Genomic DNA, 26,064 nt, shown 5'->3' with positions numbered 1-26,064 from the left:
AACGTCTTTACACTTGTAGGAGAGCGGTCTGCGCGTAGTCTATTTATTAAACTAGCTAGATATTCATGCAAGAGGTCAATTGACGCGCCAGTATTTGAGAAATTTTCGCCTGAAGCTGTTCTATTATGGGGTTTTTGGGAACTATAAGATGGCAACACCTGGAAATAGGAGCAAAAAAAGCCAATATAAACAATCGATGAGGAATTAGTAGCTTCCTTCGCTAGCGAATACTGATGTTAATAGCTTGGAAATTATAGCTCCAAGACCAGAAAGATTAACGATATTGCTGAAAAATGCCTAGTACAGTAACTTCAAAAAACACTAGAAAAATGGATATTTTAATTATAAATTATATAAATTTTCAGGAACTAATATGACTAATATACAAGAAAATAACTTAATTTTAGTTGTTGATGATACTATTACTAACCTAGAAATAATCTCAATTATATTAACAAATGCCGGGTTTGAAGTTACAACAGCAATTGATGGACAAAAGGCACTAGATTTGGTTCAAGATAAACAACCTAATTTAATCTTGTTAGATTTAATGATGCCAGGAATAGATGGATTTGAAACCTGTAAAAGGTTGAAACAAAATCAGGAAACCAGCGATATTCCAGTGATTTTTATGACTGCCATTGTTGATACAGAAAGTAAGGTAAAGGCTCTAAGCCTAGGTGCAGTTGATTACATCATCAAACCTTTTCAGCAGGAAGAAGTAGTAGCTCGGATCAAAACCCATCTGCAATTGCGAAATTTAACCAAAACTTTAGAAACACGAGTAGCAGAAAGAACAGCAGCACTTTCTCAAGCATTAAAAGATTTACAAGAATCTCAACTCCAACTGGTACAAAGGGAAAAAATGTCTGCATTGGGTAACCTTGTTGCTGGAGTAGCGCACGAAATCAACAATCCTGTTGGATTCATTTCGGGTAATTTGCAACCTGCTATGAACTATATCCAGGATCTGTTTCGCATTATTGACCTCTATCAAAAATACTATCCCCAAGAAGTTCCAGAAATTCACCAAGAAATCGCCGCCATAGACCTAGATTATGTGCGTTCTGATCTACCTAAATTGATTTCCTCAATGAAAGAAGGAGTTCAGCGTATTCGCAACATCAGCACTAGTCTAAGAACCTTTTCTAGAGCAGATAGCGATCGCAAAACTTCCTGCAATATTCATGATGGCATCAACAGCACTCTCATGATTCTCAAACACCGCTTAAAGGCAACATCAGCCCGTCCGGATATTCAAGTAGTCAGAAATTACGGCAATTTGCCCCTAATAGAATGCTTTAGTGGACAACTAAATCAGGTATTTATGAACTTGTTAGCTAATGCTATTGATGCTTTAGAAGAATCTAATTTTGGGCGTAGTTTCGACGAAATTAAGGAGAATCCTCATCAAATTAAGATTCAGACCACCCTCACTGAAGATAAAAATGATGTCATGATTCGGATTCAAGATAATGGGGTGGGAATGTCACCTGAAATTAAAGAAAGAATCTTTGACCATTTATTTACCACCAAGCCTGTCGGCCAAGGTACAGGTTTAGGATTATCAATTGCCCGGCAAATCATTGTCGAAAAACATGGGGGAACTCTGGAGGTAAATTCAATTCTTGCACAAGGTTCGGAGTTTCTGATTACTATTCCTATACATTAGGGTAGCCAGCATCAAATTTTTTAGAGAAAAATAGTTACTTGGGAGTGATTTTGGGGAACCATAGAGCTGTAGTTTGAAACCTGGAGTTCCAAAATTGATGAACAAGTTTCTTAACAAGGCAGCAGAGAATATAACTATTCCTTTAGAGAGAGATATTTTTTTACGTACATTGATTCGGGAGTTATCCGGCACTTTGCAGGACGTAGTTGGCTTAGAAGAAGCCTCTGGATTTATTAGCGTAGTTGGTGAAAGTATGGGTAGGCAGATAAATCAAGATTATAAGTCTGCCTTAGAAGTATCCAATCTTTCCCTTGAGCAAGTTGCTGATGTCATAGTTGATTTGAAAAAACGAATCCAGGGCGATTTTTATGTCATTGAGCAGAGTGATGAAAAGATTATCTTTGGCAACCGCCGCTGCCCATTTGGGGAAAAAGTCCTAGAGAGGCCATCCATGTGTATGATGACTTCCAACGTTTTTGGGAATATAGCGGCTGACAATCTGGGGTATGCCAAGGTAGAACTGCAAGAAACCATAGCAGCGGGTGCAGATGGATGCAGAGTTGTGGTTTACTTAAAACAGACAACAGAGTCGGAAGATGCAGCAGGTCGAGAATACTTTAGAGGAATATAAGCTACTTAATACTGGGTTTTTAAGTGGTTAATTAGCCTATTTACTATCACTAATTTTCCACATTATAAGGTGAATAAAATCGCTGCCCAGCTTTTATCCCCTGATTAAAAATCACTTGCTCTCAGCTTCATTTTCTGTTAATTCTTCAGCACTAAGCTGACTCTAGAGTATGAGCTTAGTGCTTTATTGCAAAGATGCTCAAACTCTCAAATTAGAAAATGCATGACTCCTGAACAATTTATTGAACTTGCCAGAGTTTTGCCAGAACCTTTATTCCTGATAAGTGGTGAGGGTCAAATCCTAGCTACAAATCAACCGGCTGTAGATCTGTTGGGGTTACGCCGTCAGGAACTGCAAGAGAGAATGATATTTGATCTCGTAACTGAACCTCCCAACAAAGTCGCCAAATACCTGCAAGCTTGTTCTAGTAGCCGAGCAATGGTTCTTGGTTCTTTGACTTTACGCAAAAATGATGGGCAACAGTTAATCTGTCGTAGCCAAGGTGCAGTCATTCAACCTGCATCTCCTGAATCTTCATCTCTAATTCTCCTCCGCTTAGAAAAGAGGGAGATAGCTAGCAGCAATTTCATCCTGCTTAATCAGAAAATAAATCAGTTAGCAAAAGAAATCCAGAGACGTAAACAGGCAGAAGAAGCACTCTTAAAAGCCAATCAAGAGCTAGAACTCAGAGTTGAGGAACGGACAACTGCCTTAACAGAAACATTAAAAGAATTACAACGTACCCAAGGACACCTCATTCAAGCTGAGAAAATGTCTGGCTTGGGTCAGATGGTTGCTGGTGTCGCCCACGAAATTAATAACCCGATCAACTTTATCTATGGGAATCTCCCACACACTGAGAAGTATACCCGAGATTTACTCAGACTAGTGCAACTTTATCAACAGCATTACCCAAATCCTCCTTTAGAAATCCAAGAAGAAATTGAAAATGTTGAATTCGATTTTCTCCAACAAGACATCGCTAAACTTCTCAATTCTATGAAGATAGGGACAGAACGTATCCGCGAAATTGTTTTGGGACTGAGAAATTTTTCGAGACTGGATGAAGCAGAACTAAAGAAAGTGAATATTCATGAGGGAATTGACAGCACTTTAATGATTTTGCAACACCACTTGCAAGGTAAAAATGGGCATACAGCAATCCAAGTTATCAAAGAATATAGACAATTGCCTTTAGTTAAATGCTACCCAGGTCAACTTAACCAGGTGTTCATGAATATTCTCGCCAATGCTATCGATGCACTGGAAGATAAGAGGAGCTTATCAAGTGCCCAGAAGCAGGCAATAATGGGAAATTCACCTATCCAAAATCCCCAGATTCAGATTCGCACTGATGTGGTCGATGAAAAATGGGTAGTTATTTCTATTGCCGATAATGGTCTAGGAATGACTGAAGAGGTTACCAGCAATTTGTATAATCCATTTTTTACAACTAAACCTGTGGGTAAAGGTACAGGTTTGGGTTTATCTATTAGTTACCAAATTATAGTAGAAAAGCACGAGGGACAATTGCACTGTCATTCTACCCTAGGACAAGGTACAGAATTTATTATTACTCTTCCCTTAAAGAATAGAAATGGGTAATTGGGCATGGGGCATTAGAGAAGTGCTTTCCCCATTATACCATTTTTATATGAAGACGCATAGAGATAACCCCACAGCCCTCCCAACCTCCCCTAACTAAGGGGGAGTTGGGAGGGGTAAAATAACGTGCAGCTTCATTGAGAATTGGTATTACCCATTACCAACCTACAAACCTTTTGGTTGCTCAGTGGTAATTATGCTTGCCTGAGTACTCACAACTGTTGCTGCATGCAATATGGAAGTATTGGCAACTGAATTGTTTGCTAAGGTAAACAGTGGATTTGACAAAATCCCGGCGATTGTAGTAGCGATTAAAGTCACTATCAACCCTACCTGCAAAGGTCTAAACCCTGGCAAATTCCAACGTATTTCGGGATAATTTTTGACTACGTCGGACATTTCTTGGGGTTCTTTGACTACCATCATTTTGACTACGCGAATGTAGTAGTAGATGGAGACGACGCTGGTAACTAACCCCAGCAAAACTAACCAGTAAAGACCTGCTTGCCAACCAGCCCAGAACAAGTAAATTTTGCCGAAAAACCCAGCTAGTGGCGGAATCCCACCCAAAGAAAGTAGGGAGATACTCAACCCCAATGTTAGAAGTGGGTCTTTTTGATACAAACCAGAGTATTCGGCTATCTGGTCGGTTCCTGTCCGCAGGGTGAACAGAATGATGCAGGTAAAGCCGCACAGGTTCATGAACAGATAGACCAGCAGGTAAAATAACATACTGGAATATCCAGCGTTAGTACCAGCAATCAAGCCAATCATCACAAACCCAGCTTGGGCAATGGATGAATAAGCTAGCATCCGTTTCATGCTGGTTTGCGCTAGGGCAACTACGTTACCCAACACCATACTCAGAACGGCGAGGGCGGTGAAGACAAATTTCCATTCCTCGGCGACGAGGGGGAAGGCTGTTGTCAGTAAGCGGATGGCTAGGGCAAACCCAGCTGCTTTGGAACCGACAGATAAAAAGGCGATCACTGGGGTGGGAGCGCCTTCATAAACGTCTGGTGTCCACTGGTGGAAAGGTGCGGCGGAGATTTTGAAGCCAATACCTGCAATTACGAAAACGAGGGCGATCACCAAACCTAATGATTGACCAACTTTAGCTGTGGCAATACCATTGGCGATCGCAATCAATTCTGTTTGTCCACCCGATAGACCATACAGCAGCGACACACCATACAAAAATACTGCGGTGCTGGAAGCTCCAATCAACAGGTATTTCAGCGCCGCTTCATTAGAGCGGGGGTCACGCTTGGTATAACCTGTTAACAAATAAGAGGAAATACTCAGGGTTTCTAGGGAGATGAAAATCATCACTAACTCACTAGCCCCAGACAGAAACATCCCGCCTAAGGTAGCTGTTAGCAAAATGGCGATAAATTCAGCTAAAGCGGTGCCACTTTGCTCAATGTAGCGAATTGACATCAATATTGTGGCAACAGCGGATAGGGCGATGATCCCGCGAAAAATGATACTGAGGTCGTCACCAATAAAAGCACCAGTAAAGGAGATGGGATTTAGCGCGTCCCATTGGAAATATAGGGCGACTATCGAAGCTAGTAAACCTGCGATCGCTAGATATCCAATCCAGCGTGCGGATGTGCGCCCCAAAATCAAATCAACTATCAAAACCCCCAAGAGGGTGATAATCACAATCCCCTCTGGTAAAATCGTTCCAGCATTTAACTGGGATGCAAGATTAGCAAAATCCATGAGATGTATAGGTTTTGGCGATCAGACGTTAAGGCTAACTGTGTTCATTCTATCTATTGTTCTTGACTAAAGTTCCATTCATCTTGATGTTTTAAAAATACGGCATTCAGCATTCAGCACGCGGCAAGGGAAAGACAGATTTTCCGGCTTCGGTGTGGACCAGCATCACACTACCACCTGTCTTCTAGCGTAAACGCGCCAAACTGTGCCACAGGTTTCCAAACCAAGCCGCCCCTTGTCACCAAGCAGAGCGACTATGCTTACCATCAAATTAAATTATGTTGAAATTTCCCGGTGATTATCCAGTCACTGAACTGTTTAAATACAAATTAATTAATTCACTAAGTTACTGTGTCTTTTCTGCGCCTGGATCGGTTGATTGAGGTCTCACCGTGCCAAACAGGGGAACAGAAATAGCTTTATGCTCCTGGTGAGATAGCAAACCCATACCAGAAATAACACTTAAATGAACTGTACTATTTTTTCATAACTAACCGCATCTCCCACCGTAATGCGATGCTTATCTCCCGTCACTTCACCAAATGCCAAAGTTAAATGAGGTATATTTTGCCCGTCAATTTGCGGCACAGGTTGTAGAATGACATCACCTTGGCGAATTGATTGCATAGTCTTGCCTCTCAAGCGATGGGTAGAAACTACTCCGCTTTTGGTCTCAAGTTTAATTTAATTTTGGCACAGCCTCTATGGCTTCAGGTAAGAGGGGGAGTGGCAAATAGGGAAAGTGAGGTAATCTATAATTTATAAATTTAAATTTCTTGTATCCCCCAGTCCTCAACGACAGAAGGTACCGCGATATGACACTTCAGGGGTATTTTGAAAACTGTAGTCGCCAATTATGCGCTAGATAAGTTAAAGATTGAAATAGCTGGCAATTCACACCTGGCGTTTCCCGAAGCAGACCTCTGGTTTGGACTGCGCCTGGAGTTGAGCGGATTTTCGCCCGTTAGGGCAATTTGTGTGAGGATTAAATGACCGCCCCCAGGGTGACATTTTATCTGGACATTTCGCCGAAATTATCTCAATTTGACTGTTTAGCTTTGCAGCTATTCTTTTTTTTGAAATTTCCATGTCAACTCTCGTCATCGTCGAATCTCCGACCAAAGCTCGTACCATTCGCAACTACCTACCAAAAGACTATCGGGTGGAAGCGTCTATGGGTCATGTGCGAGACCTACCCCAGTCAGCTAGCGAAATTCCCGCTGCTGTCAAAGGGGAAACATGGGCGCAGCTCGGGGTAAATATAGACGCCGACTTTGAACCGGTGTATGTAGTCCCCAAGGATAAAAAGAAAATTGTCACCCAACTCAAAGAGGCTCTAAAAGATGTCGATGAATTGATCCTGGCAACTGACGAAGACCGGGAAGGTGAAAGCATTAGTTGGCATTTATACCAATTGCTCAAGCCAAAAGTGCCGACTAAGCGGATGGTATTTCACGAAATTACCCAAGAAGCCATCAAAAAAGCTTTGAAAAACTGCCGCACTATTGATGAAAAGTTGGTTCGCGCCCAAGAAACCCGGCGGATTTTGGATCGATTGGTGGGCTATACCCTATCTCCCCTGCTATGGAAAAAAATCGCCTGGGGATTATCGGCTGGGCGGGTGCAATCTGTAGCCGTGCGGCTTTTAGTCACCAAAGAACGCCAACGCCGCGCTTTCCATGAAGGTACTTTCTGGGATTTAAAAGCCGGCTTGGTGCAGGAAAAAACCCCCTTTAGCGCCCAGTTGGTAAACTTGGGCGGAACGAAAGTTGCCACCGGCAGCGATTTCGACCCCGCAACGGGAAACATTACCGCAGGTCGTAATGTTGTGCTGCTGACAGAAGAGCAAGCTGTGGCTCTTCAAGAACGTCTAACGGGAAAAACCTGGAATGTAGCGGACATCGAAGAACGCCCAGTAACGCGCAAACCTGCGCCACCGTTTACAACTTCGACGCTGCAACAAGAATCTAACCGGAAACTGCGCCTCTCGGCACGAGACACCATGCGAATTGCCCAGAATTTGTATGAGCAAGGGTACATTACCTATATGCGTACAGATTCGGTGCATTTGTCAGATCAGGCGATCGCAGCTGCCCGTAACTGTGTAGAACAACTTTATGGCAAACCATACCTCAGCCCCCAACCGAGGCAATACACCACTAAATCTAAAGGCGCACAAGAGGCACACGAAGCCATTCGTCCAGCGGGTAGCAGCTTCCGCACTCCCCAAGAAACTGGTTTAGGCGGTCGGGAACTTGCCTTATACGACTTGATTTGGAAGCGCACTGTCGCTAGCCAAATGGCAGACTCTCGGCAAACACAAATTACTGTGCAGTTGCAAGTTGAAGACGCGGGTTTTCGTTCTTCTGGCAAACGCATTGATTTTCCTGGGTTCTTACGCGCCTACGTCGAAGGTTCCGACGATCCTGAAGCAGCACTGGAAGACCAAGAGGTAATTTTGCCACCGCTGAAAGTGGGAGATCATCCTCAGTGTAATGACTTGGAAGCAGTTGGTCACGAAACTCAACCCCCAGCCAGATACACCGAAGCTACTCTCGTCAAAACCCTAGAAAGTGAAGGCATTGGTCGTCCCAGCACCTACGCCAGCATTATCGGCACAATCATCGACAAGGGTTATGCCCAGTTGGTGAGCAACGCCCTCATCCCCACTTTTACCGCTTTCGCCGTTACTGACCTACTGGAAAAATATTTCCCCGATATTGTTGATCCCAGCTTTACCTCCAAGATGGAGCAAACTCTGGATGACATTGCCACGGGCGAAGCTAAATGGCTACCCTACCTCAAGAATTTCTATTTGGGAGAGAAAGGTCTAGAAACCCTGGTTAAGGAACAGGAAGGCCAAATTGATGCAACTCTGGCCAGAACGGTAGAACTGGAAAATTTAGATGCCAAAGTCCGTATTGGTAAATATGGCCCCTACATCGAAGTCGAAAATGGAGATGGGATCGTCACCGCTTCTATTCCCAAAGACTTGACACCAGCTGACCTCGACCCGAAACAGGTCGAAGTACTTTTGCGGCAAAAAATCACCGGGCCTGACCAAGTTGGTCGCCATCCCGAAACTGGTGAACCGATTTATGTGAAAATCGGCACTTATGGGCCCTATGTCCAGTTAGGTGATAAAACCGACGAAAATCCCAAACCCAAGCAATCTTCCCTACCCAAAGGTGTCACGCCAGAAAATCTCACCCTAGACATGGCTGTCGGTCTTTTAGCACTACCCCGGACATTGGGTGTTCATCCAGTAACTAGTGGCAAAATCCAAGCTAGTTTAGGACGCTTTGGTCCTTATGTCGTTCATGACCAGGGTAAGGAAGGGAAAGACTACCGCTCCCTGAAAGCTGCTGACAATGTATTGACAATTTCTTTAGAACGTGCATTAGAGTTGTTGTCCGAACCGAAAAAGGGACGCTCTTCTACCAATAGCAAGTCAAAGGCAGCCTTACGCGAGTTGGGAACACATCCAGAGGAGGGGTCACCAATAAACATCTACGATGGCCCCTATGGACCTTACATTAAGCATGGCAAAACTAATGTCAGCATTCCAGAAGGTCAAAAGGTGGAAGATGTCACCCTGTCTACAGCGCTGACATTGCTGGAAGCGAAAGCCTCAACCGCAAAATCTACGCGCAAGACGAGTAAATCGACGACTCCTACTAAATCCAAGTCAACTACTAAGTCGTCAACAACTAGCGCGAAAAAAAAAGATGCCCAAGGTTAGTTAAAGTCAAGTGGACGGTTAACAGTTAACTGTTTACTGTTAACTGTTGATCGAAAATACTACTCCTTGGAGGATGCAGTCTGCTAGGTTGCTAATGTGATACTCTTATAAGTAAGGGAGAACACAACACCAAATTTTAGAAGTGGCTTATGCCCCCAACAGGGCAGTGTGTCAACTCCTTATCAAGCCAAAGGTGCGAAAATACCCAGTTTCTGCAAAGAAAGTTAATCAAAAATTGAGGTAGTATCTCAGGAGCGGTCAGTTCAATGGACTATATAGAAAAGGTACTGGAAAAGCTTAAGGAATTAGCACGCAAGCTAATTGAAAGCCTTTTGGGGCCAGAGGCTGAGCCGGAACCGGAACTGATTCCGATTCCTGTAAATGATCGCTCGCGCCGTCGCTAATATCCTCAAGATACTGGAGTTGACGTTGCCACCTTTAAGTATTCTCGTACTGCATGGGCCAAACCTAAATTTGCTAGGACAACGCGAACCAGGAATTTATGGTTCCTTGACCCTAGCAGAAATTAATTGCCTGTTAGAAGCAGAAGGACTCAAGTTACAGGCGAAAGTCGCGCCTGTGCAGTCAAATCATGAAGGGATTTTAGTAGATACTATTCATGGGGCATTAGGGCAACATCAGGGAATTTTGATCAATGCAGGGGCATATACCCACACAAGTGTGGCATTAAGAGATGCGATCGCTGGGGTAAATTTGCCTACAGTTGAAGTACATTTAAGTAACATCTACCGCCGAGAAGATTTCCGTCATCATTCTTACATCGCTCCAGTAGCGATTGGGCAAATTAGTGGCTTTGGTGTTCAAAGCTATTTGCTGGGATTACAGGCTTTGATTCATTATCTCAGAAATGATCAAGGAACAAGTACCTAGGTAAGCATAAATTAACATAGAGGCTGGTTATGACTTTTAGTGATCAGTCAATTTTAGATTTAGGGGTCCATTCTGCTTTTCTAAAATCTAAAATTGTATGCGCTACTCTCTCGTAAGTCGGTTTAGAGGCACAATACTTGGGGCATTCCTGGGGGAAAGTTTAGCCAAGGGCGGTGAAAACCCGATCAATTGCGCCTGTGGTACTGGCACAATGGTGATCCTGGGTGCTGAAAGTTTAATCGCACTTGGCTCTTTAGATTTAAATGATTGGCTAAAGCGTCACCAACAAGCACCTGTTCATTTGCAAGTAACTGATGTCTCTTCGGCAAAAATAATTTTGGCCACCCTACCAATAACACTCTTTTTTCACGAAGATAAGATTAAACTACGGGAAAAATTGCTGCAAGGAGCGCAACTCTGGGAAAATGACCCATTGGTCAGGGATGGAATACTCGCAGTTGGATATGCTGTTGCTCAATCCCTCACAGAAAAACTTGATCCCATCCAGATAATCCCCCAAATCATTTCTTTTCTCGGAGATACACAAACTTCTCTACCACAACAATTATTGAAAGTCAATATATTATTAAATGAAGGTGCTGGGTTAGAAAAAGCGCAAGCCGAGTTAAATCGGGAAGAAAAGATCAGTAACACGATCGCGATCGCATTTTACTGTTTTCTGAGTACCCTAGAAGATTTCCGTCTGGCAGTTTTACGGGCTACTCACAACGACGATTCCCAAGCTACAGGTGCAATTACTGGCGCTTTATCTGGAGCATATAACAGCACAGTGGGCATTCCCGCCAATTGGCTCTTTTTGTACTCGCCAAAAAATTCGCCAGCTTGGGAACAGAGCAGCTTTTCCCAGATGGTAGAATTAGCGGACGCACTCGCGGCTGTGTGGTCAGGGGTTTATAATCTAGACCTACATCCAAGGGAGTTAACAGCAGAGAAATGTGCCACGTCTTTTGATTCGGCGACACGAACTGTATTTGCAGCTCCTCGCGTCATCCGCTCACGTTAAGGCTATTTTCAAATTTCAACAATACCATTAATCCAGGCAGCAACTACTATTTTTTGTAATTTTTAATACTGCTATTTAACAGCAAACCCTTTTAACCAGATTCGGTTTCTCAAGTTTCTTTCAAGAGTTGGTAAGGTTTGACAATCAGGCGCGGCAAAATCCAGAGATGAGCAGTGTTGATTGCCAGCAAGGCACTCGCTGCCTTACAAGGTTCGCGAACACCTATGTTCGATTAGGGATTGAGGACTGAGTACTAATTTTTAACCCTCAACGATCGTAGTATCTCCTAAATTTTATTTATGGAGAAAGAGTTTATCCTAAGTTAACAATTTACTAGACAAACCTGTACAATCATAGTCATATACTAACAAATATCTGATGTATAAACAAGAGTGAATTTGCCGAAAAAATAGGGATCTCTGTTAAAACTAAACCACGCAAAAATAGTAGTAGAAGATTTAAATATTTTAGGTATGTTGTCAAATCATAAATTAGCCCAAGTAATAGCTGATTGTGGATTTTATGAGTTGAAGCGTCAGCTAGAATATAAAGCTAAAAAATTTGGTTGTGAAATCTTCATTGCTGATAGATGGTATCCATCTAGTAAAACCTGTTCTCATTGTGGATATCAGAAAGAAAAACTTTCTTTGTCCCAAAGAACTTATCACTGTGAGCACTGCGGTTTTGAGATGGATAGGGATCTAAATGCAGCAATTAACCTATCGCGTCAGGCTTTGGCGTAAAAGCTTACTCAGGGATAACCGCTCCCATGCTCCCGTTGAAGTAAGAAGTAAATGTCTAGACTTGTCTAGGATTTATATAGCAGAAAAGATGTATCTTGAAAGGCACAGCGCGAAAAAATCCGGCGTCCTGGTGACAAACCCTCCGCGACTTACGTGGGATCTGAAAAATCCTTAGTACAGTGCCCATCGCGCTTTGACCTATCAAGGTAAGCAACTACAGCCAGAGGTAATGAAAACTCAGCAATTTTTGCAGTCCTTGACCCAACAATTGAGGCAATGGCGGCGATGGTACAAAGTGCTATGGCGTAATGGTAAGTTGTTTGGGAGTAGTCCCAGCAGTAAAACCCGCAGGGAGAAACGAACAAGGGCTGTGCTCAAGAATATAGTTCTGTATTTATCCACAAATAGTGGCACAGGCGGACAGCGAAAGCCAAGACAAGCATCCAGATCGGTTAATAGTAACAGTGGCATTAATGCTATTGTTTTCGGCTGGATGCATGAACAGCGTTCCTCAGTGATTTTAGTGTTAGCTGTAGCATCTCTCACAGGCGTTATCGGACATAAGTTATATAACCAACCCCAGTTACAAGTGGGTACTCTGGCGCCACAGACATTTACAGCGCCTTATACCGATCGCATTGAAGATCAAAAACAAACAGCAGTTCAGCGCAAAGCCGTCAGTCAAAGTTCCATCCCTGTTTTGATGATTGATGCCGAAACGAATGAACTAATTGAGCAAAAGTTGCGACAACTTCTGAATGATGGTAATGAAATTCGTGCCGTTGCTGGGTCTTTTCCGTTTTTTGATACTTTAGTTTTGTCCATCTCTACCCAGCGTTATCTTCGCGCTTGTTCCAACTCAGAATGGCAACAGCTGCAAGTAGCTATAGAAAAAAAACAAAAATTAGGATTTTCGCGGCCATTGCTGAGGAATAGAGAATCACAGGAGAATTCTTCCCAATCAGCACTTAGCACTCAGAATAATGGCTTTACTCAAACAGTGGCGGAACTAGAAGCTTACCGCATCACAACTTCAGAACAAAACTTGTCTTCACTAATTACCCAAATCTCTCAAGCCAGGAAAGGATACGCTCAAGCGATCGCCAAATTTGTCAAGTTAGAGACTCTCAAGCCAGAAACAATATACGAGTCAACTGATTTTCTGGATTTGTCAGATGAGGACTGGGGAAGAACAAGAACGGGAATCCAACAGAGTGCAGAGCGAATTCTTACCCAAGGTATCCCCTACGGTTTACCACCGAATATTTTAGATGATGCGGTGAGCCTACAAGTACAGATGCTTGTACCCAGTGATGCCGAACCTTTGGCAGTCAAACTGTTGTTGGCTGTACTCCAACCGAATTTAAAGCAAGATCAAGAACAAACGAAACAACGTGCGCAACAGGCGGCTGCCGAGGTGCCAGCCGTGTTCATGGAGGTGCGCCTAGGAGAGGTGATTGTCAATAAGGGAGAGACAATTACAGTCTGGAAATTTGAGGTGCTCGAACATTATCGCCTGATTCGTCGGCAGGTGAATTGGCAGGGGCTGGTAGGGTTGGCAAGCTTTGTAACTACAACAGTTGGGATTTTTGTTTGGGTAGAGCGACGAACTAAATGTCACTTGCGACAACGCGATCGCCTTTTGGTGTTGCTGCTTACGCTGAGTACGCCCGGGGTATTAGCGCTGGGTTTGCCATACACCACTTGGAGTGCCCTAGGTTTGTTGTTGGGTAGCTTCTATGGCCCGACTTTAAGTTTGACGGTAGTGGGGCTGCTGTTGCTGATGTTACCCATTAGTCTGGAAATCGGTAAGATTTGGCTTGTGGCTGGTGCAGCGGGTGGAATCTTGAGCAGTTGTGTGGCCCAAAGACTGCGATCGCGTGAGGAATTAGCACTATTGGGTGTTGCTATTGCCTTAACTCAAGGCGGTATTTATCTGCTGCTGAAGATGTTCATCGGTGAGGCTTTTGGTTCAGCTTGGTATATCGTCCTCCAAGAAGCGGTGTTCTTTGCTTTATCTGGTTTAGCTTGGAGTGTTGTGGCTTTGGGCTTGAGTCCTTATCTGGAAAAACTATTTGATTTAGTCACGCCGATTCGGTTAGCAGAATTGGCCAACCCTAACCGTTCTTTGTTAAAACGACTCGCTACCGAAACTCCGGGAACCTTTCAACACACTTTGTTTGTTGCTACTTTGGCTGAAGCTGCTGCCAAACAACTCGGATGTAATGTCGAACTGGTAAGGGCTGGGACGCTGTACCACGATATCGGTAAAATGCACGACCCTCTGGGCTTTATTGAAAATCAAATGGGGGGGCCGAATAAACATGAGACGGAGATTAATGACCCTTGGAAGAGTGCGGCAATTATCAAAAAGCACGTCAGTGAAGGGTTGGTGATGGCACGTAAACACAGTTTACCAAAGGCAATTCAAGCTTTTATTCCTGAACATCAGGGAACAATGGCGATCTCCTATTTTTATCACCAAGCACAGCAAATGGCTAAAGAAGACCCCAGTTTAAAAGTAGACAAGGCAGATTTTAGCTACGATGGCCCAATTCCCCAGTCGCGCGAAACAGGCATTGTCATGTTGGCAGATTCCTGTGAGGCAGCTTTGCGATCGCTTAAAGACGCCACTGGTGAACAAGCCTTAACAATGGTTAACAACATTCTCCGTGCTAGATGGCAAGATGACCAACTGGTAGATTCAGGAATCACACGGGACGAAATGTCAAAAATTGCCCAAATATTCGTGGAAGTTTGGCAGCAATTCCATCACAAACGCATTGCTTATCCCAAGTTAACGGCTAGTAAGTAATAATAAATTCAAAATTGCAAAAATTAGCGGCGACGGAACAGCCCATTTTGAGAACTAATGCTTTAAAAAAATAAAGTAGCAGACTTGAATAATAACATTTTTTACAGAGCATTAAATGAACGACTTTTAACTAAATCTAGAGGAACAATGGCAGCAATTTTACCAGGTGCGCCTTGGTTGATTGGTCACAAATCAATGTTGGGAGTAAATAAACCAAACAAAATTACCCTCAATGGTCAAGATTATGTTCTTGGGCAAAACTACAAAGGCGAAGTGTTTGCACTAGATAACATCTGTCCGCACATGCAAGCGGCTACGATTAAATATCCTATTTGCAGATGATTGACTATAACTGTTAGGCTAAATTTAGGAAGATTAAGAGGTTAATATGACTGCTCTAATCCTCAACCTCCACCCCAGCATTGAGTTAACAGATGAACAATTCCTACAACTCTGTCAGCAAAATCGAGATTTGCGCCTAGAACGGACGGCCGAAGGAGAACTAATTATTATGCCACCAACGGGATGGGAAAGTGGAAATCGCAATGGACGAATGACACAGCGCTTGTTTAATTGGACAGATGCTGATGGTACAGGCTTGGCTTTTGACTCTTCTACAGGTTTTAAACTACCCAATGGTGCAGATCGCTCTCCAGATGCATCTTGGGTGAAACGAGAGAGATTAGTAGCCCTCAATCCAGATCCGGCCAAATTTCTCCCAATAGCTCCCGATTTCGTAGCAGAATTGCGCTCTGCTACAGATAATTTGGAAAAACTGCAACGCAAAATGCAGGAGTATATTGACAATGGTGTGCGTTTGGGTTGGCTGATTGATCCTCAAAACCAACGAGTGGAAATATATCGCCCACAGCAAGAAGTTGAGATATTGCGATCGCCTACTAGTTTATCAGGAGAAGACGTACTGCCTGGATTTATGCTGGATTTAGCACAAATTTTGTAAACATTCTATTATTTAGCAATGCTTCGTTAACCTTTATCAAGGAAAAGAATCCTCATGATAATCATCGCAGACTGGATGTGAGCCAAATTTACCATGTTCTCTGGATAAAGAACCCCAATGTTTAGTGGCATCATCTGGCTCAATACTATTTGTTTCATACCATTTAATTGCTGATTCACTCTCATAAAAATTCCGTCTTTCATATTCTGGAATAGATTTACTTATAGTTGGAACGCTGCTGTTTTGTGTATTCAGTTTATTTTGATAAATTCGGTTTTTGGGGTTTGATAATGAATTATTTGTCTCTAGATTTATATTTAAAGGTTCAAGAATAATTTCATTTTTTCTGATTTGCCTGAGAAAAAATATTACTTCATACTCCCAGACCAATGTACGACTAACCCAGTAGCTACTATCCCTATTTAAATGGGCATCTAAATAATCCCATAGCTTTGATAAGTAGTCTCTATCTTCTTTTTGTTTTTGGCTGTCTTTTAATCTATTAAAAATTTTATTAAGATCATCTAAAACTATCAGTGTTTCAGAAATAGTAGAAGTAGGCGTAATTGGATTAATTCGTCGTGAAACACTATGTACTAATGGATTAATATTTTCAATTAAACTGTCAATTAATTCTTGTTTAATAATGTCTGTGGGTGCAAATGTCATTTGAAACCGCTGTAAAAATTATATACGTTCTTCATCTCTATTAACTCTTTGCCTGAATGAAGATTGTTTTTAGGCGGAAGCTGAAGAACCAAAATTAAAATTGGCTCAACAGTAAAAATGCTGTTTGAAACAACCCAACAACAAAACCCAAAACACCGCCTAAAGTTACAATTGCCTGCAATTCATTTTTGACAATTCCCTCAATTGCCGCTTCTAAATCAGCAGGTGAAGTTGATTTCACCCGATCAACAATCACTTGATCTATCGACAAAATCGGAATCACCTGGGCCACAATCACTTCTAAATCTCTTTCCAAATACCGCTCTAAAATTAGCGCCAACTCCTGACTAACAACTTCTAAGGAAGCGCTGACAACAGGTGAATTGCTCAGACGTTCCAAAAGCAATACAGAAATATTTTCCCAGTCAACAGAGTCGGTTAAGCCTTGTAGCACATCGCTGCCACTGGTTTGTAAGTAATGGCGGACGCTTTCCCTGGTAGTTTTTCGCAGTTGGCGTACTGTCCCCATTGGCAGGTTTTGTAAAGATAAATTTTGCAGGATTTTCTTGAGGCGATCGCGCATTTGCAAATCTTGACTCAATTCCTGCAAGCGGTTGTTTGTCGCTTCTTTTTCATCTAAGCAAAAGGTCCGTAGCCGCGTCAGTGTATTGCGTAAACCAAATAAATTGGCTACTACCCAGTAAGTACCGCTAGTTTTTTCCCGAAAGCTTTCATCAATAATTTGAATTGTGCGATCTGTCAAGAAATCAACTACCGCCTGTCGTAGCACATCCGGTGGTAAAACAACTTCTAAAGACCAATCTGCCAGCCGCGTGGCTTGTTCATCACTCAGTTGAAATTCTAGTAATACCAGGTCAAAAATTTGATTGATCTGCGCTTCCAGAAAATCTTCTCGTCGCGCCAAAACCTTGAGGAGTCGTGGCAAAGATTCCCCTAACAAATCGCGCAAAATTCCCGCCACAATTTTGGCGCTTTTCTGGTTTTTATCAGCTTTAATTTGTTCGATTGCCAGCCGCAATAACCAGAGAATTGCGCCCTGCACTCGTTCTGTTTCTAGAAGTCGTCGCGCCAGTTTTTGCAGTTCTTCTGGCGTCAGTAGCGACCCCATAATCGTATCGGAAATATTCTTCGCTAGACGTTCCTGGTTGCGGGGAATCAATCCAGGAGTAAAGGGTATTCTTCGTCCAAAGATATAAATTGCCCGGTAGGGACGAAATAACATTTTTATGGCTATATCGTTTGTGAAATAGCCAATTATTCCGCCGAGAACCGGGGCTGATACATAAAGCCAAACATGAGACCAATCCACAGGATTTTGGATTAAGAATTAGTAATTAGGATTTGGTAATTGGGAAAATGGAAAAAACTATGAGCCATGACCCATTAGCCAATCTAAAATTTAAAATTTACTGACTACTAGTACTCCCATCATACCGTTGGCAATGGGGTAGTGAGTGACAGATGTAAAACCAGCTTGACGAGCTAACTCTACCTGCTCTCTGCCGATGGGAAAACGATCTAAGCTGGGACTGATATAAGCATATTCTTCCTTTACGCCTAAATTAGTTGCTAGTGGAACGACGAAATTGTCCAAATACCACTGCTGAAAGTCGCGAAATTGTTGATTACTGGGTCGATGAAAGTCTAAAATCGCAGCTTTGGCACCTGGTTTGAGGACACGATGTAACTCTTTGAGACTGCGGGGGATGTCCTTAACGTTTCTTAAACCATAGCCCATTGTGGCGGCGTCAAATTGGTTGTCGCCGAAAGGCAAATTTAGCACGTCAGCTTCTACCCAAGTGATAGCTCTTTGGGGGTATTGCCAACGTGAGCGTTCTTTGGCAGTTTCTAACAGGTTTGGGGAAAAGTCAACTCCATATACTTGTCCCGTTAATCCGACACGCCGTGCCAAACGTAGGGCTAAGTCTCCACTACCGCAACACAAATCTAGGCAAGTATCGCCTGGTTGCGCGTTGCTCCATTTTACTGCCATTTCCTTCCATATTCGGTGTTGTCCCAGACTCAACCAATCGTTCAATTGGTCATAGACTGGAGCAATACGGTTAAAAATAGCGCGAATTTCGTTAGTCATTGGTCATTGGTCATTGGTCATTGGTCATTGGTCATTGGTCATTGGTCATTGGTCAGTCGCTTCGTGTTGAATTTTTAATTGGCGCGAAGTGACCTTGGTCATTTGTCCAGGAAAAAAACAAATGACCGAGGATAATTAACTACACAGTGGTTTGATGGTAGTGACTACTCGTTAGCGCGATCGCCACTAGTTCTGCTGATAAATGAATTAACTTGATTTCATCTTCTCGCAAAGTGCAGGGCTGTTTCCACTGTAGCGACAATACCCCCAAAATTTCCGAACGGTAGCGAATGGGGATGATTACATGTGCTTGCACATCATGATCAAGGTAATGACTAATACTATTTAATTTAGTATCTTTAGGTACATTTAAAGATACTTGTATTTTCCCAGTGGCGATCGCTTCCTTCGCTAGAGGGTCTTGTGCTAGCCAGTTCTCTATTTTACCCGTATCGCTGTAACTCCCTTGAGACCCAACCAGGGTATTTCCCTCTATGAGTTGTAAAATACAGCCATCCGCCGCAAAAGTATCACTAAAAGCCCGAGCAATGGGTGCGAGAGTCGCGTCTTTACTAGATGCTGCTTGGGTGACATCTACCAAAACAGTCAGCAGCCCCATTTGAGCATGGGCACGGCGTAATTCCTCAGTACGTTGCTTAAGCAAGTCGTAGGTTTCGGCTGCTCTTTGCACCACTGCCTTCAGTTCCCCGGGGTCCCAAGGCTTGGTGATATATTTGTAGACTTGGCCAGCGTTAATTGCTTCCACCAAGTCTTCAATATCAGTAAACCCGGTGAGAATTATCCTCACTGTATCGGGAAACTGAGGTACAGTCTTGCTCAGAAATTCAGTGCCTTTCATTTCTGGCATCCGCTGATCGGAGATGATCACTGCTACTTCCCCTTCTGCTGCCAATACTTCTAGGGCATTGATGCCGCTATCAGCTTTTAGAACTTGAAAGTCGCGCCGAAAGGTGCGATAAAGCAGATCAAGATTATCTGGCTCATCATCAACTACAAGGATTTTGAGTTTTTTCGGTCGTTCGAGAGTCATCAATTGACGAGGGATTTTATTAAATTCGAGACTGGGATTATCCATAAGAGAATTGCTTTAAATTTTCACCATTTGGTTATATTCCATACCAAGCTTAGTTGAGAATAGCCTTCTAGATAAAGAATAGGGCGAATTTCACCCATCTAAAACTGAACGCTACAGTAAATAAATCTACTTACCCAAATTTCACTTTTCCAGAAAATTTAGGTGATCAAAACCAAGTAAGAAGGCAAAAGACAGAAGGGAAACCCCATGAATGAATTGTAGGGGTTTCAAACAAGGACGCCTTTTTCCCGCGCTTTGCCTCCCCTTAAAAAATTCTTTTACACTTGGAGTAAATAAATTTAGGGCGCTGTTACCCTGTGGCAGAGTCCAAAAAGATATTTTCTGCCTTTTGCCTCTTGCAAGCGTGCCTTTCTTTGGTAACTGGGCGTAAAACAACGAATCATCATCCTCCTCACTGAAGTTTTGTGTATAGCTAGTATTAGGGACAACTTTTGATTGACTAACTGATTGACTAACGACTACTGACGGTTAGCGTCGGGTTCTCAGTTCCTTTATTCTCACCGCCCGATCAATAATTAGTGCGATATTCCTACCCTACTTTACTGAAGATGGAGACTGCTAAGAGTTGTTCATAACTCATGATTTTATCTGGCAGATGAGTAATTTAGTGTAAGCACTCATTAAGATTAAAATAAGTTGAAGCTCGTACTCCAGAATTGTCTACGACGTTTTTCCTCCCTAGGCTATGTAGCCACTGGGTTTCCAAACATCCGAGAAATTTTATGACTGATCTACCACCCAACACCCAAAATCCTGAGAATGCTACTAATGATGTAGCCCAAGAGTTGCTGGTCAAGTTGAGGCAAAAGCAAGGTAACTGGGTGGAATGGGGAGTGGCGATCGCCTATCTGCAAAAAGCCGGTTACAAACCCCAAGACATTTTTGAAGCGACTGGATTTGAGCCAATTCAACAAAATCAGGTGATTGTTGGCTCCCAAGTTTATAATTCTTTAGAAAAGTTTGGTGCATCAGAGGCAGCGCGATCGCACTACACCGCACGCGGCAGTGATGTGTTGTATGAACTACGTTCGCTTACCCATGAAGACCGGGCCACAACGGCTGAACTGGCCTTTATCCACAAACTCGACCTTGAGGAGGCGCGAGATGTGGCCAAAGCAATTAAAGATTACTCTTATTTCCCCGTCTTGCCTGAAGGGTTTTCTGCCCATCCAGGAGATGCGATCGCTTATCAAACTTGGAAACTGGCACGTCAATACTCAGATTTGCAAGAGCGATCGCGCCTCATCGCCAAAGGTTTGCGCTTTGCCCACACGCAAACAGCCAGACAAAAAATCGAAGAACTACTGATTGATTTTACCGTCACTCAGAAGCGTCCGGTGCCAACTTTACCTTTTTACCGCCTAGAGTCAGAAGAAGAATTACCCCGGATTTTGCCTGTGGTGGGTAAGTTGCCATTGAAACCAGAAGACCTAAAAGCTGTACCTATAGTCACACAACTCGAACCATTTCGCCTTGTCAAATTTACTGGCGAACAAGCTTGGGTACCTTTACCTGGTTGGCAAGTGCTGTTGGCGGCTGAAGATCCAGTAGTGATTATCGCCAGTAACGATCGCTTACCGAACCAGATACATAACCAGCCAATGCCAGTCCTGGTAGTAGTAGATCGGGCACAACGAGAATGGGATGTCTCTAGCTATTTTGTCATTGAAAATACCGCTGGTGAATTAGATTTTCAGTGGTTTGAAACTGCGCCAGAAATCCCCCTGCTAGGGAAAATTATTGTGATTGTGCGTCCCAAGAAAATCCTGGATGAAGACTTCACCAAGGATGCCTGGCAGATTGACGAATAACTAGATAATGGGTAATGGGTAATGGGTAATGGGTAATGGGTAATGGGTAATGGGTAATGGGTAATGGGTAATGGGTAATGGGTAATGGGTAATGGGTAATGGGTAATAGTTTTTTCCTTTTTCCTTTTTCCTTTTCCCAATCCCTAATCTCAGTTACGGAACATTGGTGCAGCGATAAAGCTGATAGGGGATGCCGATGCGATAGTGCTGTGTGGGGTCTATGGTGCAAGTAGTTTGACTAGCAAATGCTAGCTGGGGTGGATAGTCACGCTGTCTCATTCCCGGCCCCACAAACCATAAATTTAACTGAGATATTCCTGATGTAGACTGTGGAGAAAGCTTTTTGATGACAGGATAAAAATCAGGTGATGCCTGTAAAAAAGCTAAATGGTCGGCGTTTTGCAGAACTGGATTTTTCAGATCATAATTTCTGATCTTTTCTAATGCCAAGGCAAAACTTAATCCTAATGCTACATCTTGATAACTGTTATATTTCACCATTAGCATCAGGGGTACTGCTGGTTCTATATTCATCTTTTGGGCTACTTGCTCAGGCTGAAATGGCTTTTGAAACGCCAAGTTAGAAACCACAAAAATAGAACTGATCATCCCAACCAGTAAAAAAATTAATATAGATTTTTGACTTTTGACTTTTGACGAAAGTGGGCGGTGTCGGTTTGGGTTCCGCTCAACTTTCCCAGACGACTTTTGACTTTTATCTAGGCTGGCTGCTAGTAAAGCGCAAAAGCTGGGATAGTAAACGAAGTTATAGCGGGGAACGACAGAAATATCTTTGCCGAATAAATAGGCAATAACCAAGAATTGCAACAATACGAAAATAGTAAAACTTAAAAGCGTTAATGTCGCTAAATGAGTGGAGCTTTGTAACCACAGCAGTTTTAAACCTAGGAATACTTGCCTACACAACCAAAGAGCAAACATTACCATTAATAAGCCACAAATTACGGCAATTGGTAGAGGCTGATTTTCTACGGGGAGAGCAATTACCATCAGCACCCAGTTCATCAGAGTTTGATATAGAGGTGCAATGAGAGTGGGAGATGGTAACCAACTGGTTTCTGAACGGTTAATATGACTCAATGTTACTAGCAACCAGGGCACAAAGCTAAGAACAACGCCACTGGTAGAGAGAAAGAGCGCTAGCCAGATTTGACGTGGCTTGAGAATTTTTTCCCTAGCCCAGTACATTAGCAGAAGTAGTGAAGCAATTTCGGCGATGAAAGCTAGAGCAAAAAAGTAGTGAATATAAAGACCGATACTATTAATAATTGCCCATAACAGCCACACCCAAAACCTGATGCGAGAATGATCAAAGATATCCCGCTGAATTTGCATCAGCCCCAATAATGCTAAAGTGATCATCAGCATAGGTTGGGTGTAGTGTCGTGCTTCTTGGGAAAGGTAAACAGCAAAGGGAGAAACTGCCATGATCAACGCTGCCATGATTCCGGATGTAGGAGAAAAGGCAATTCGATTGACAGCATAAATTCCAGCGATCGCAAATACACCAAAAAAAGCTGGTAGCGATCGCAATTTGACCACCCACTCTGTCCCCAAAGGACTCATCCAGCTCAACCAACTGTACATTCCACAAAAAAACAGCGGTGGATGAGTAGACTGATTAGCAAGGTTTTTGGCAATTTGCTCACAACTCACCCCAGACTGGAAAGTAAAAATCTCCTGCACGCGGTTCAGGGGAAAGACGACATCCAAAGGCAAATCATGGTAATTTTTACCCAAGCTGAAAATGGCAGTAATCACCTCATCCATCCACAGGGGTTTTAAATCTAGATGCCAAAAGCGCAAGATTGCACCTAGTGCGATCGCCCCAACGAAACCCAGATAATGTAGAGAAAGCCGGCGATTTGTAATTAATGAATTATTAGCCATCTATTGATGATTATGCATAAATAGGTATACATAATTAAATGTAAAATAAAATTTTTGTTTGTAGTGAGTGAGTTATCGCTCTGGGCAAGAACTTCCAGGAATAAAGTCCTTACTACGAGCTTTTTTTTAATTTAATTTCTCTACTTATCTGTGGTTTAGGAATTACATTTAAAATCTAAAAATCTCTATGTCAGATCCAAAAATTACTGCTCCCCTGCCGCCAGAATCTCTCCACTTAGAATTATCTCAGCAATCGCGGGTTTCGCTGCTCAACGAGAAGATTGACGCCATTCGCAATGGTTTGCGCCCTGGACAAAAGCAGATGGCTGACTGGCAATCTGGGCCATTGGCTGTTTCTGCTGTTCCTGGTGCTGGTAAATCAAAAGGCATGGCAGATGCAGCCGCAATTGCCATAGCTCGCCAGTATAAAAGTTCCGGGAGAAATTCCCGGCGTCAGCTAGTGGTGGTCACCTTTACACGCTCTGCTGCTGCCAATATTAAAGCAAAAATCCGCGAATGCTTACGAGAGCAATTATCTTTACCGCAAACAGGCTTTGTTGTCCATACCCTGCATGGTCTAGCATTAAACATTGCCAGCCGCCATCCTGACTTATCCCAGTTGCAGTTAGAAAATATCACGTTAATTACTCCTAACCAAAGCCACCGCTTGATCAGAACTGCTGTAGAACAATGGATTGCTAAACATCCAGGGCGTTATTCTCGGCTGTTGGCAGGTAATCAATTTGATGGCGAAGAAACAGAAAGGCTGCGTCGTCAGTCGGTGCTAAGGACAGAAGTATTGCCAGATTTGGCTTTTACCGTGATTCATGAAGCCAAAAGTTCGGGGATATCGCCAGAAAAACTGCGGGAGTGGAGTCAACAAACCACAGATGAATATGCAATTTTAAGGGTAGCGGCGGGATTGTATGCAGAATATCAAAACTTAATGCGATCGCGTGACTTCATCGACTACGACGACATGATTGTAGCCGCGCTGCGGGTTCTAGACAACGACAGCGCCCGCCGCATTGAACAAAACCAAGTTTTCGCCGTTTTTGAAGACGAAGCCCAAGATTCTAGCCCACTGCAAACGCAGTTGTTAGAAATTTTGGCTAGTGATGGGGAAAATGCTGATAATTCCCTCATGAATTTAGTGCGCGTTGGTGATCCCAACCAGGCGATTAACTCCACTTTTACACCGGCTGATCCGATTTATTTTCGGGAATTTTGCCAAAAGTGCGAATGCCTACGGCACGCTGGAAGCGAACGCCAACAGTTATTGGCAACAATGGATCAAGCCGGTCGTAGTACCAGAATTATCATTGAAGCGGCTAACTTTGCTTTGGAATGGGTAAATAGTCTGCCATCCGCAGGAACGAACAACGGACAAAAGCCATTTCGCCACCAAAAAATTCGCCCTGTTGACGCCGATGATCCCCAAAAAAATGCTAATCCAGAGCAAGTAGGACGAGGGCTAGAACTTTACACTCCCCGCGATATCCATCACACAGTTGAGTTACTTGGACAGAGAGTAGTGGAGTTATTTACCCAAGATCCTGAGTCTTGTGCAGCAGTTTTAGTCAGGGAAAATCGCCAAGGACGATGGCTAGCCCAGAATCTTGCACCTGTGTGTCAAGAGCATAAAATTAGACTTTTCGATGTGGAAGAAAGCGATCGCCGTTCTCGTATTCCCCAAGAAATTTTAACATTACTGCAATTTTGCGATCGCCCCCACTCCCCCGACTATCTCAAAGCCACCCTATCTGTATTAGTACAGCGTCAATTAATTCCTACCCAAGACCTTAACACCCCCGCCAGTCTACCAGAAGAATTTTTATATCCTGGCCCCCTAGCGCCACCCCAACCAGAGCCAGTCCAAAAAGCCGCACATTTATGTCGTAGCTTACTCCGCGCTCGCTTGGAACTGCCCCCATATCAGATGATGTTCTTTCTCGCCTTAGCCTTAAAGTACGAACAAGCAGAATTAGCCACAGCTGACAAACTCGCAGAACGGGTAAATCAACAAATAGCTGGTAATAGTTCGATGGGGGCAATGCTGTCGGCTTTGAGTGAAATCGTCAGTTCCGAACGCTTTGAACCAGTGGACACAGAGGATTCAGAAGCGCGTTACACCCGTACCGGTCAACTGACAATCATCACCATGCACAAAGCCAAAGGGCTGGACTGGGACTATGTTTTTCTCCCCTTTCTCCACGAAAGACTGATTCCTGGGGGACTTTGGGTTCCTCCCCAAAGCCAGTTTTTAGGCGACTTTACCTTATCAGAAGTAGCCCGCGCCCAAATTCGCGCTGCTCTTCACCATGATGTATCTAGCATCCCCAATGTTACCCAAGCTTGGGAACAAGCAAAGCAGCTGAAAATAGCTGAAGAGTACCGTTTACTTTACGTTGCCATGACTAGAGCAAAGCGGCTGTTGTGGATGTCTGCTGCCCAAAAAGCGCCATTTACTTGGAGTAAACCAGAAAATTTACAATCCTCAGCGCCTTGTCCCGTGTTTCCAGCATTAAAGGGCAAGTTTCCCGAATGTGTGGTTAATCCGTAGGCAATGATGTCTAAATAATTTGCTCCAACAACAGATAAAAGCTTTGCACCTCGCTTTGCCTCAGCTAC

At 43.3% G+C, this 26,064-nt stretch carries 19 protein-coding genes and 1 pseudogene; 13 read left to right on the top strand and 7 right to left on the bottom strand.

The features are described 5' to 3' along the window. Positions 1 to 373: 373 nt before the first annotated feature. The 3 genes from CYLST_RS29535 to CYLST_RS29525 all read left to right on the top strand — a co-directional run bounded on the left by CYLST_RS29535 (position 374) and on the right by CYLST_RS29525 (position 3,908). Positions 374 to 1,672 carry a sensor histidine kinase gene (locus CYLST_RS29535; protein ID WP_015211405.1) on the top strand — a complete coding sequence of 433 codons (1,299 nt, stop codon included), beginning with the start codon at positions 374 to 376 and terminating at the stop codon, positions 1,670 to 1,672. A 97-nt stretch (positions 1,673 to 1,769) separates the two neighbouring features. Continuing rightward, entirely contained in the window at positions 1,770 to 2,303 is a 534-nt protein-coding gene (locus tag CYLST_RS29530) for a methanogen output domain 1-containing protein (RefSeq protein ID WP_015211404.1), read from the top strand. Positions 2,304 to 2,525: 222 nt separating this feature from the next. Beyond that, positions 2,526 to 3,908, top strand: a complete 1,383-nt coding sequence (locus CYLST_RS29525) for an ATP-binding protein (protein WP_015211403.1) — start codon at positions 2,526 to 2,528, stop codon at positions 3,906 to 3,908. Between the two features lie 165 nt (positions 3,909 to 4,073). Here CYLST_RS29525 and CYLST_RS29520 read toward each other — a convergent pair whose 3' ends face one another. After that, positions 4,074 to 5,636 carry an NAD(P)H-quinone oxidoreductase subunit N gene (locus CYLST_RS29520; RefSeq protein ID WP_015211402.1) on the bottom strand — a complete coding sequence of 521 codons (1,563 nt, stop codon included), beginning with the start codon at positions 5,634 to 5,636 and terminating at the stop codon, positions 4,074 to 4,076. 462 nt (positions 5,637 to 6,098) lie between these two features. Next, the gene (locus tag CYLST_RS34945; RefSeq protein WP_015211401.1) at positions 6,099 to 6,263 is read right to left on the bottom strand and encodes a hypothetical protein; all 165 of its coding nucleotides are present in this window, start codon (positions 6,261 to 6,263) and stop codon (positions 6,099 to 6,101) included. A gap of 460 nt (positions 6,264 to 6,723) precedes the next feature. Between CYLST_RS34945 and topA the strand changes: the two genes are divergently transcribed. The 8 genes and pseudogenes from topA to CYLST_RS29475 all read left to right on the top strand — a co-directional run bounded on the left by topA (position 6,724) and on the right by CYLST_RS29475 (position 15,812). After that, the gene (topA, locus tag CYLST_RS29505) at positions 6,724 to 9,378 is read left to right on the top strand and encodes a type I DNA topoisomerase (RefSeq protein ID WP_015211400.1); all 2,655 of its coding nucleotides are present in this window, start codon (positions 6,724 to 6,726) and stop codon (positions 9,376 to 9,378) included. Positions 9,379 to 9,644: 266 nt separating this feature from the next. Continuing rightward, positions 9,645 to 9,782 (top strand): hypothetical protein, encoded by a 138-nt coding sequence (locus CYLST_RS35335; protein ID WP_011316929.1) that lies wholly within the window; start codon positions 9,645 to 9,647, stop codon positions 9,780 to 9,782. Next, the gene (gene aroQ, locus CYLST_RS29500; protein ID WP_015211399.1) at positions 9,760 to 10,269 is read left to right on the top strand and encodes a type II 3-dehydroquinate dehydratase; all 510 of its coding nucleotides are present in this window, start codon (positions 9,760 to 9,762) and stop codon (positions 10,267 to 10,269) included. The genes CYLST_RS35335 and aroQ overlap by 23 nt, the downstream gene beginning before the upstream one ends. Before the next feature lie 97 nt (positions 10,270 to 10,366). Next, positions 10,367 to 11,293, top strand: coding sequence for an ADP-ribosylglycohydrolase family protein (locus CYLST_RS29495; protein ID WP_015211398.1), 927 nt, complete (start codon positions 10,367 to 10,369; stop codon positions 11,291 to 11,293). Positions 11,294 to 11,712: 419 nt separating this feature from the next. After that, positions 11,713 to 12,036 carry an RNA-guided endonuclease InsQ/TnpB family protein gene (locus CYLST_RS29490; RefSeq protein ID WP_281172839.1) on the top strand — a complete coding sequence of 108 codons (324 nt, stop codon included), beginning with the start codon at positions 11,713 to 11,715 and terminating at the stop codon, positions 12,034 to 12,036. Between the two features lie 229 nt (positions 12,037 to 12,265). Then, on the top strand, positions 12,266 to 14,851 hold the full coding sequence (locus CYLST_RS29485; RefSeq protein ID WP_015211397.1) for an HD family phosphohydrolase: 2,586 nt from the start codon (positions 12,266 to 12,268) through the stop codon (positions 14,849 to 14,851). A 147-nt stretch (positions 14,852 to 14,998) separates the two neighbouring features. Then, positions 14,999 to 15,190: pseudogene (locus tag CYLST_RS29480) on the top strand (Rieske 2Fe-2S domain-containing protein); the annotation flags it as partial. Between the two features lie 49 nt (positions 15,191 to 15,239). Continuing rightward, positions 15,240 to 15,812: a Uma2 family endonuclease gene (locus tag CYLST_RS29475; protein ID WP_015211395.1), complete on the top strand. Its 573-nt coding sequence runs from the start codon at positions 15,240 to 15,242 to the stop codon at positions 15,810 to 15,812. 36 nt (positions 15,813 to 15,848) lie between these two features. Here CYLST_RS29475 and CYLST_RS29470 read toward each other — a convergent pair whose 3' ends face one another. The 4 genes from CYLST_RS29470 to CYLST_RS29455 all read right to left on the bottom strand — a co-directional run bounded on the left by CYLST_RS29470 (position 15,849) and on the right by CYLST_RS29455 (position 19,690). Next, a complete protein-coding gene (locus CYLST_RS29470) occupies positions 15,849 to 16,481 on the bottom strand; it encodes a hypothetical protein (protein WP_015211394.1) in 633 nt (210 codons plus the stop codon). 94 nt (positions 16,482 to 16,575) lie between these two features. Next, positions 16,576 to 17,811: a DUF445 domain-containing protein gene (locus CYLST_RS29465; RefSeq protein ID WP_015211393.1), complete on the bottom strand. Its 1,236-nt coding sequence runs from the start codon at positions 17,809 to 17,811 to the stop codon at positions 16,576 to 16,578. Between the two features lie 90 nt (positions 17,812 to 17,901). Next, positions 17,902 to 18,594 carry a bifunctional demethylmenaquinone methyltransferase/2-methoxy-6-polyprenyl-1,4-benzoquinol methylase UbiE gene (gene ubiE, locus CYLST_RS29460; RefSeq protein ID WP_015211392.1) on the bottom strand — a complete coding sequence of 231 codons (693 nt, stop codon included), beginning with the start codon at positions 18,592 to 18,594 and terminating at the stop codon, positions 17,902 to 17,904. Between the two features lie 139 nt (positions 18,595 to 18,733). Continuing rightward, positions 18,734 to 19,690 carry a response regulator gene (locus CYLST_RS29455; protein ID WP_015211391.1) on the bottom strand — a complete coding sequence of 319 codons (957 nt, stop codon included), beginning with the start codon at positions 19,688 to 19,690 and terminating at the stop codon, positions 18,734 to 18,736. A 743-nt stretch (positions 19,691 to 20,433) separates the two neighbouring features. Between CYLST_RS29455 and CYLST_RS29445 the strand changes: the two genes are divergently transcribed. Continuing rightward, positions 20,434 to 21,522, top strand: a complete 1,089-nt coding sequence (locus CYLST_RS29445) for a RuBisCO accumulation factor 1 (RefSeq protein WP_015211390.1) — start codon at positions 20,434 to 20,436, stop codon at positions 21,520 to 21,522. A 153-nt stretch (positions 21,523 to 21,675) separates the two neighbouring features. Here CYLST_RS29445 and CYLST_RS29440 read toward each other — a convergent pair whose 3' ends face one another. Beyond that, complete coding sequence (locus CYLST_RS29440; protein WP_015211389.1) at positions 21,676 to 23,433, bottom strand: glycosyltransferase family 39 protein; 1,758 nt, start codon at positions 23,431 to 23,433, stop codon at positions 21,676 to 21,678. Positions 23,434 to 23,620: 187 nt separating this feature from the next. On the opposite strand from CYLST_RS29440, the gene CYLST_RS29435 reads away from it, so the two are divergent. Beyond that, a complete protein-coding gene (locus CYLST_RS29435) occupies positions 23,621 to 25,996 on the top strand; it encodes an ATP-dependent helicase (RefSeq protein ID WP_015211388.1) in 2,376 nt (791 codons plus the stop codon). The last annotated feature ends 68 nt before the right edge of the window (positions 25,997 to 26,064 follow it).

This window comes from Cylindrospermum stagnale PCC 7417 (genome assembly GCF_000317535.1).
In the GTDB taxonomy this organism is placed as follows: Bacteria; Cyanobacteriota; Cyanobacteriia; order Cyanobacteriales; family Nostocaceae; genus Cylindrospermum; species Cylindrospermum stagnale.
The sequence above is the reverse complement of the archived record's forward strand: the minus strand, read 5'-3'. Positions and strand labels throughout refer to the sequence as shown.

Excerpts from the sequence above, each read along its gene's own strand:
- CYLST_RS29535 (WP_015211405.1), top strand. The coding sequence starts at position 374 with ATGACTAATATACAAGAAAATAACTTAATTTTAGTTGTTGATGATACT.
- CYLST_RS29530 (WP_015211404.1), top strand. The coding sequence starts at position 1,770 with ATGAACAAGTTTCTTAACAAGGCAGCAGAGAATATAACTATTCCTTTA.
- CYLST_RS29525 (WP_015211403.1), top strand. The coding sequence starts at position 2,526 with ATGACTCCTGAACAATTTATTGAACTTGCCAGAGTTTTGCCAGAACCT.
- CYLST_RS29520 (WP_015211402.1), bottom strand. The coding sequence starts at position 5,636 with ATGGATTTTGCTAATCTTGCATCCCAGTTAAATGCTGGAACGATTTTA.
- CYLST_RS34945 (WP_015211401.1), bottom strand. The coding sequence starts at position 6,263 with ATGCAATCAATTCGCCAAGGTGATGTCATTCTACAACCTGTGCCGCAA.
- topA (WP_015211400.1), top strand. The coding sequence starts at position 6,724 with ATGTCAACTCTCGTCATCGTCGAATCTCCGACCAAAGCTCGTACCATT.
- CYLST_RS35335 (WP_011316929.1), top strand. The coding sequence starts at position 9,645 with ATGGACTATATAGAAAAGGTACTGGAAAAGCTTAAGGAATTAGCACGC.
- aroQ (WP_015211399.1), top strand. The coding sequence starts at position 9,760 with ATGATCGCTCGCGCCGTCGCTAATATCCTCAAGATACTGGAGTTGACG.
- CYLST_RS29495 (WP_015211398.1), top strand. The coding sequence starts at position 10,367 with ATGCGCTACTCTCTCGTAAGTCGGTTTAGAGGCACAATACTTGGGGCA.
- CYLST_RS29485 (WP_015211397.1), top strand. The coding sequence starts at position 12,266 with ATGAAAACTCAGCAATTTTTGCAGTCCTTGACCCAACAATTGAGGCAA.
- CYLST_RS29475 (WP_015211395.1), top strand. The coding sequence starts at position 15,240 with ATGACTGCTCTAATCCTCAACCTCCACCCCAGCATTGAGTTAACAGAT.
- CYLST_RS29470 (WP_015211394.1), bottom strand. The coding sequence starts at position 16,481 with ATGACATTTGCACCCACAGACATTATTAAACAAGAATTAATTGACAGT.
- ubiE (WP_015211392.1), bottom strand. The coding sequence starts at position 18,594 with ATGACTAACGAAATTCGCGCTATTTTTAACCGTATTGCTCCAGTCTAT.
- CYLST_RS29455 (WP_015211391.1), bottom strand. The coding sequence starts at position 19,690 with ATGGATAATCCCAGTCTCGAATTTAATAAAATCCCTCGTCAATTGATG.
- CYLST_RS29445 (WP_015211390.1), top strand. The coding sequence starts at position 20,434 with ATGACTGATCTACCACCCAACACCCAAAATCCTGAGAATGCTACTAAT.
- CYLST_RS29440 (WP_015211389.1), bottom strand. The coding sequence starts at position 23,433 with ATGGCTAATAATTCATTAATTACAAATCGCCGGCTTTCTCTACATTAT.
- CYLST_RS29435 (WP_015211388.1), top strand. The coding sequence starts at position 23,621 with ATGTCAGATCCAAAAATTACTGCTCCCCTGCCGCCAGAATCTCTCCAC.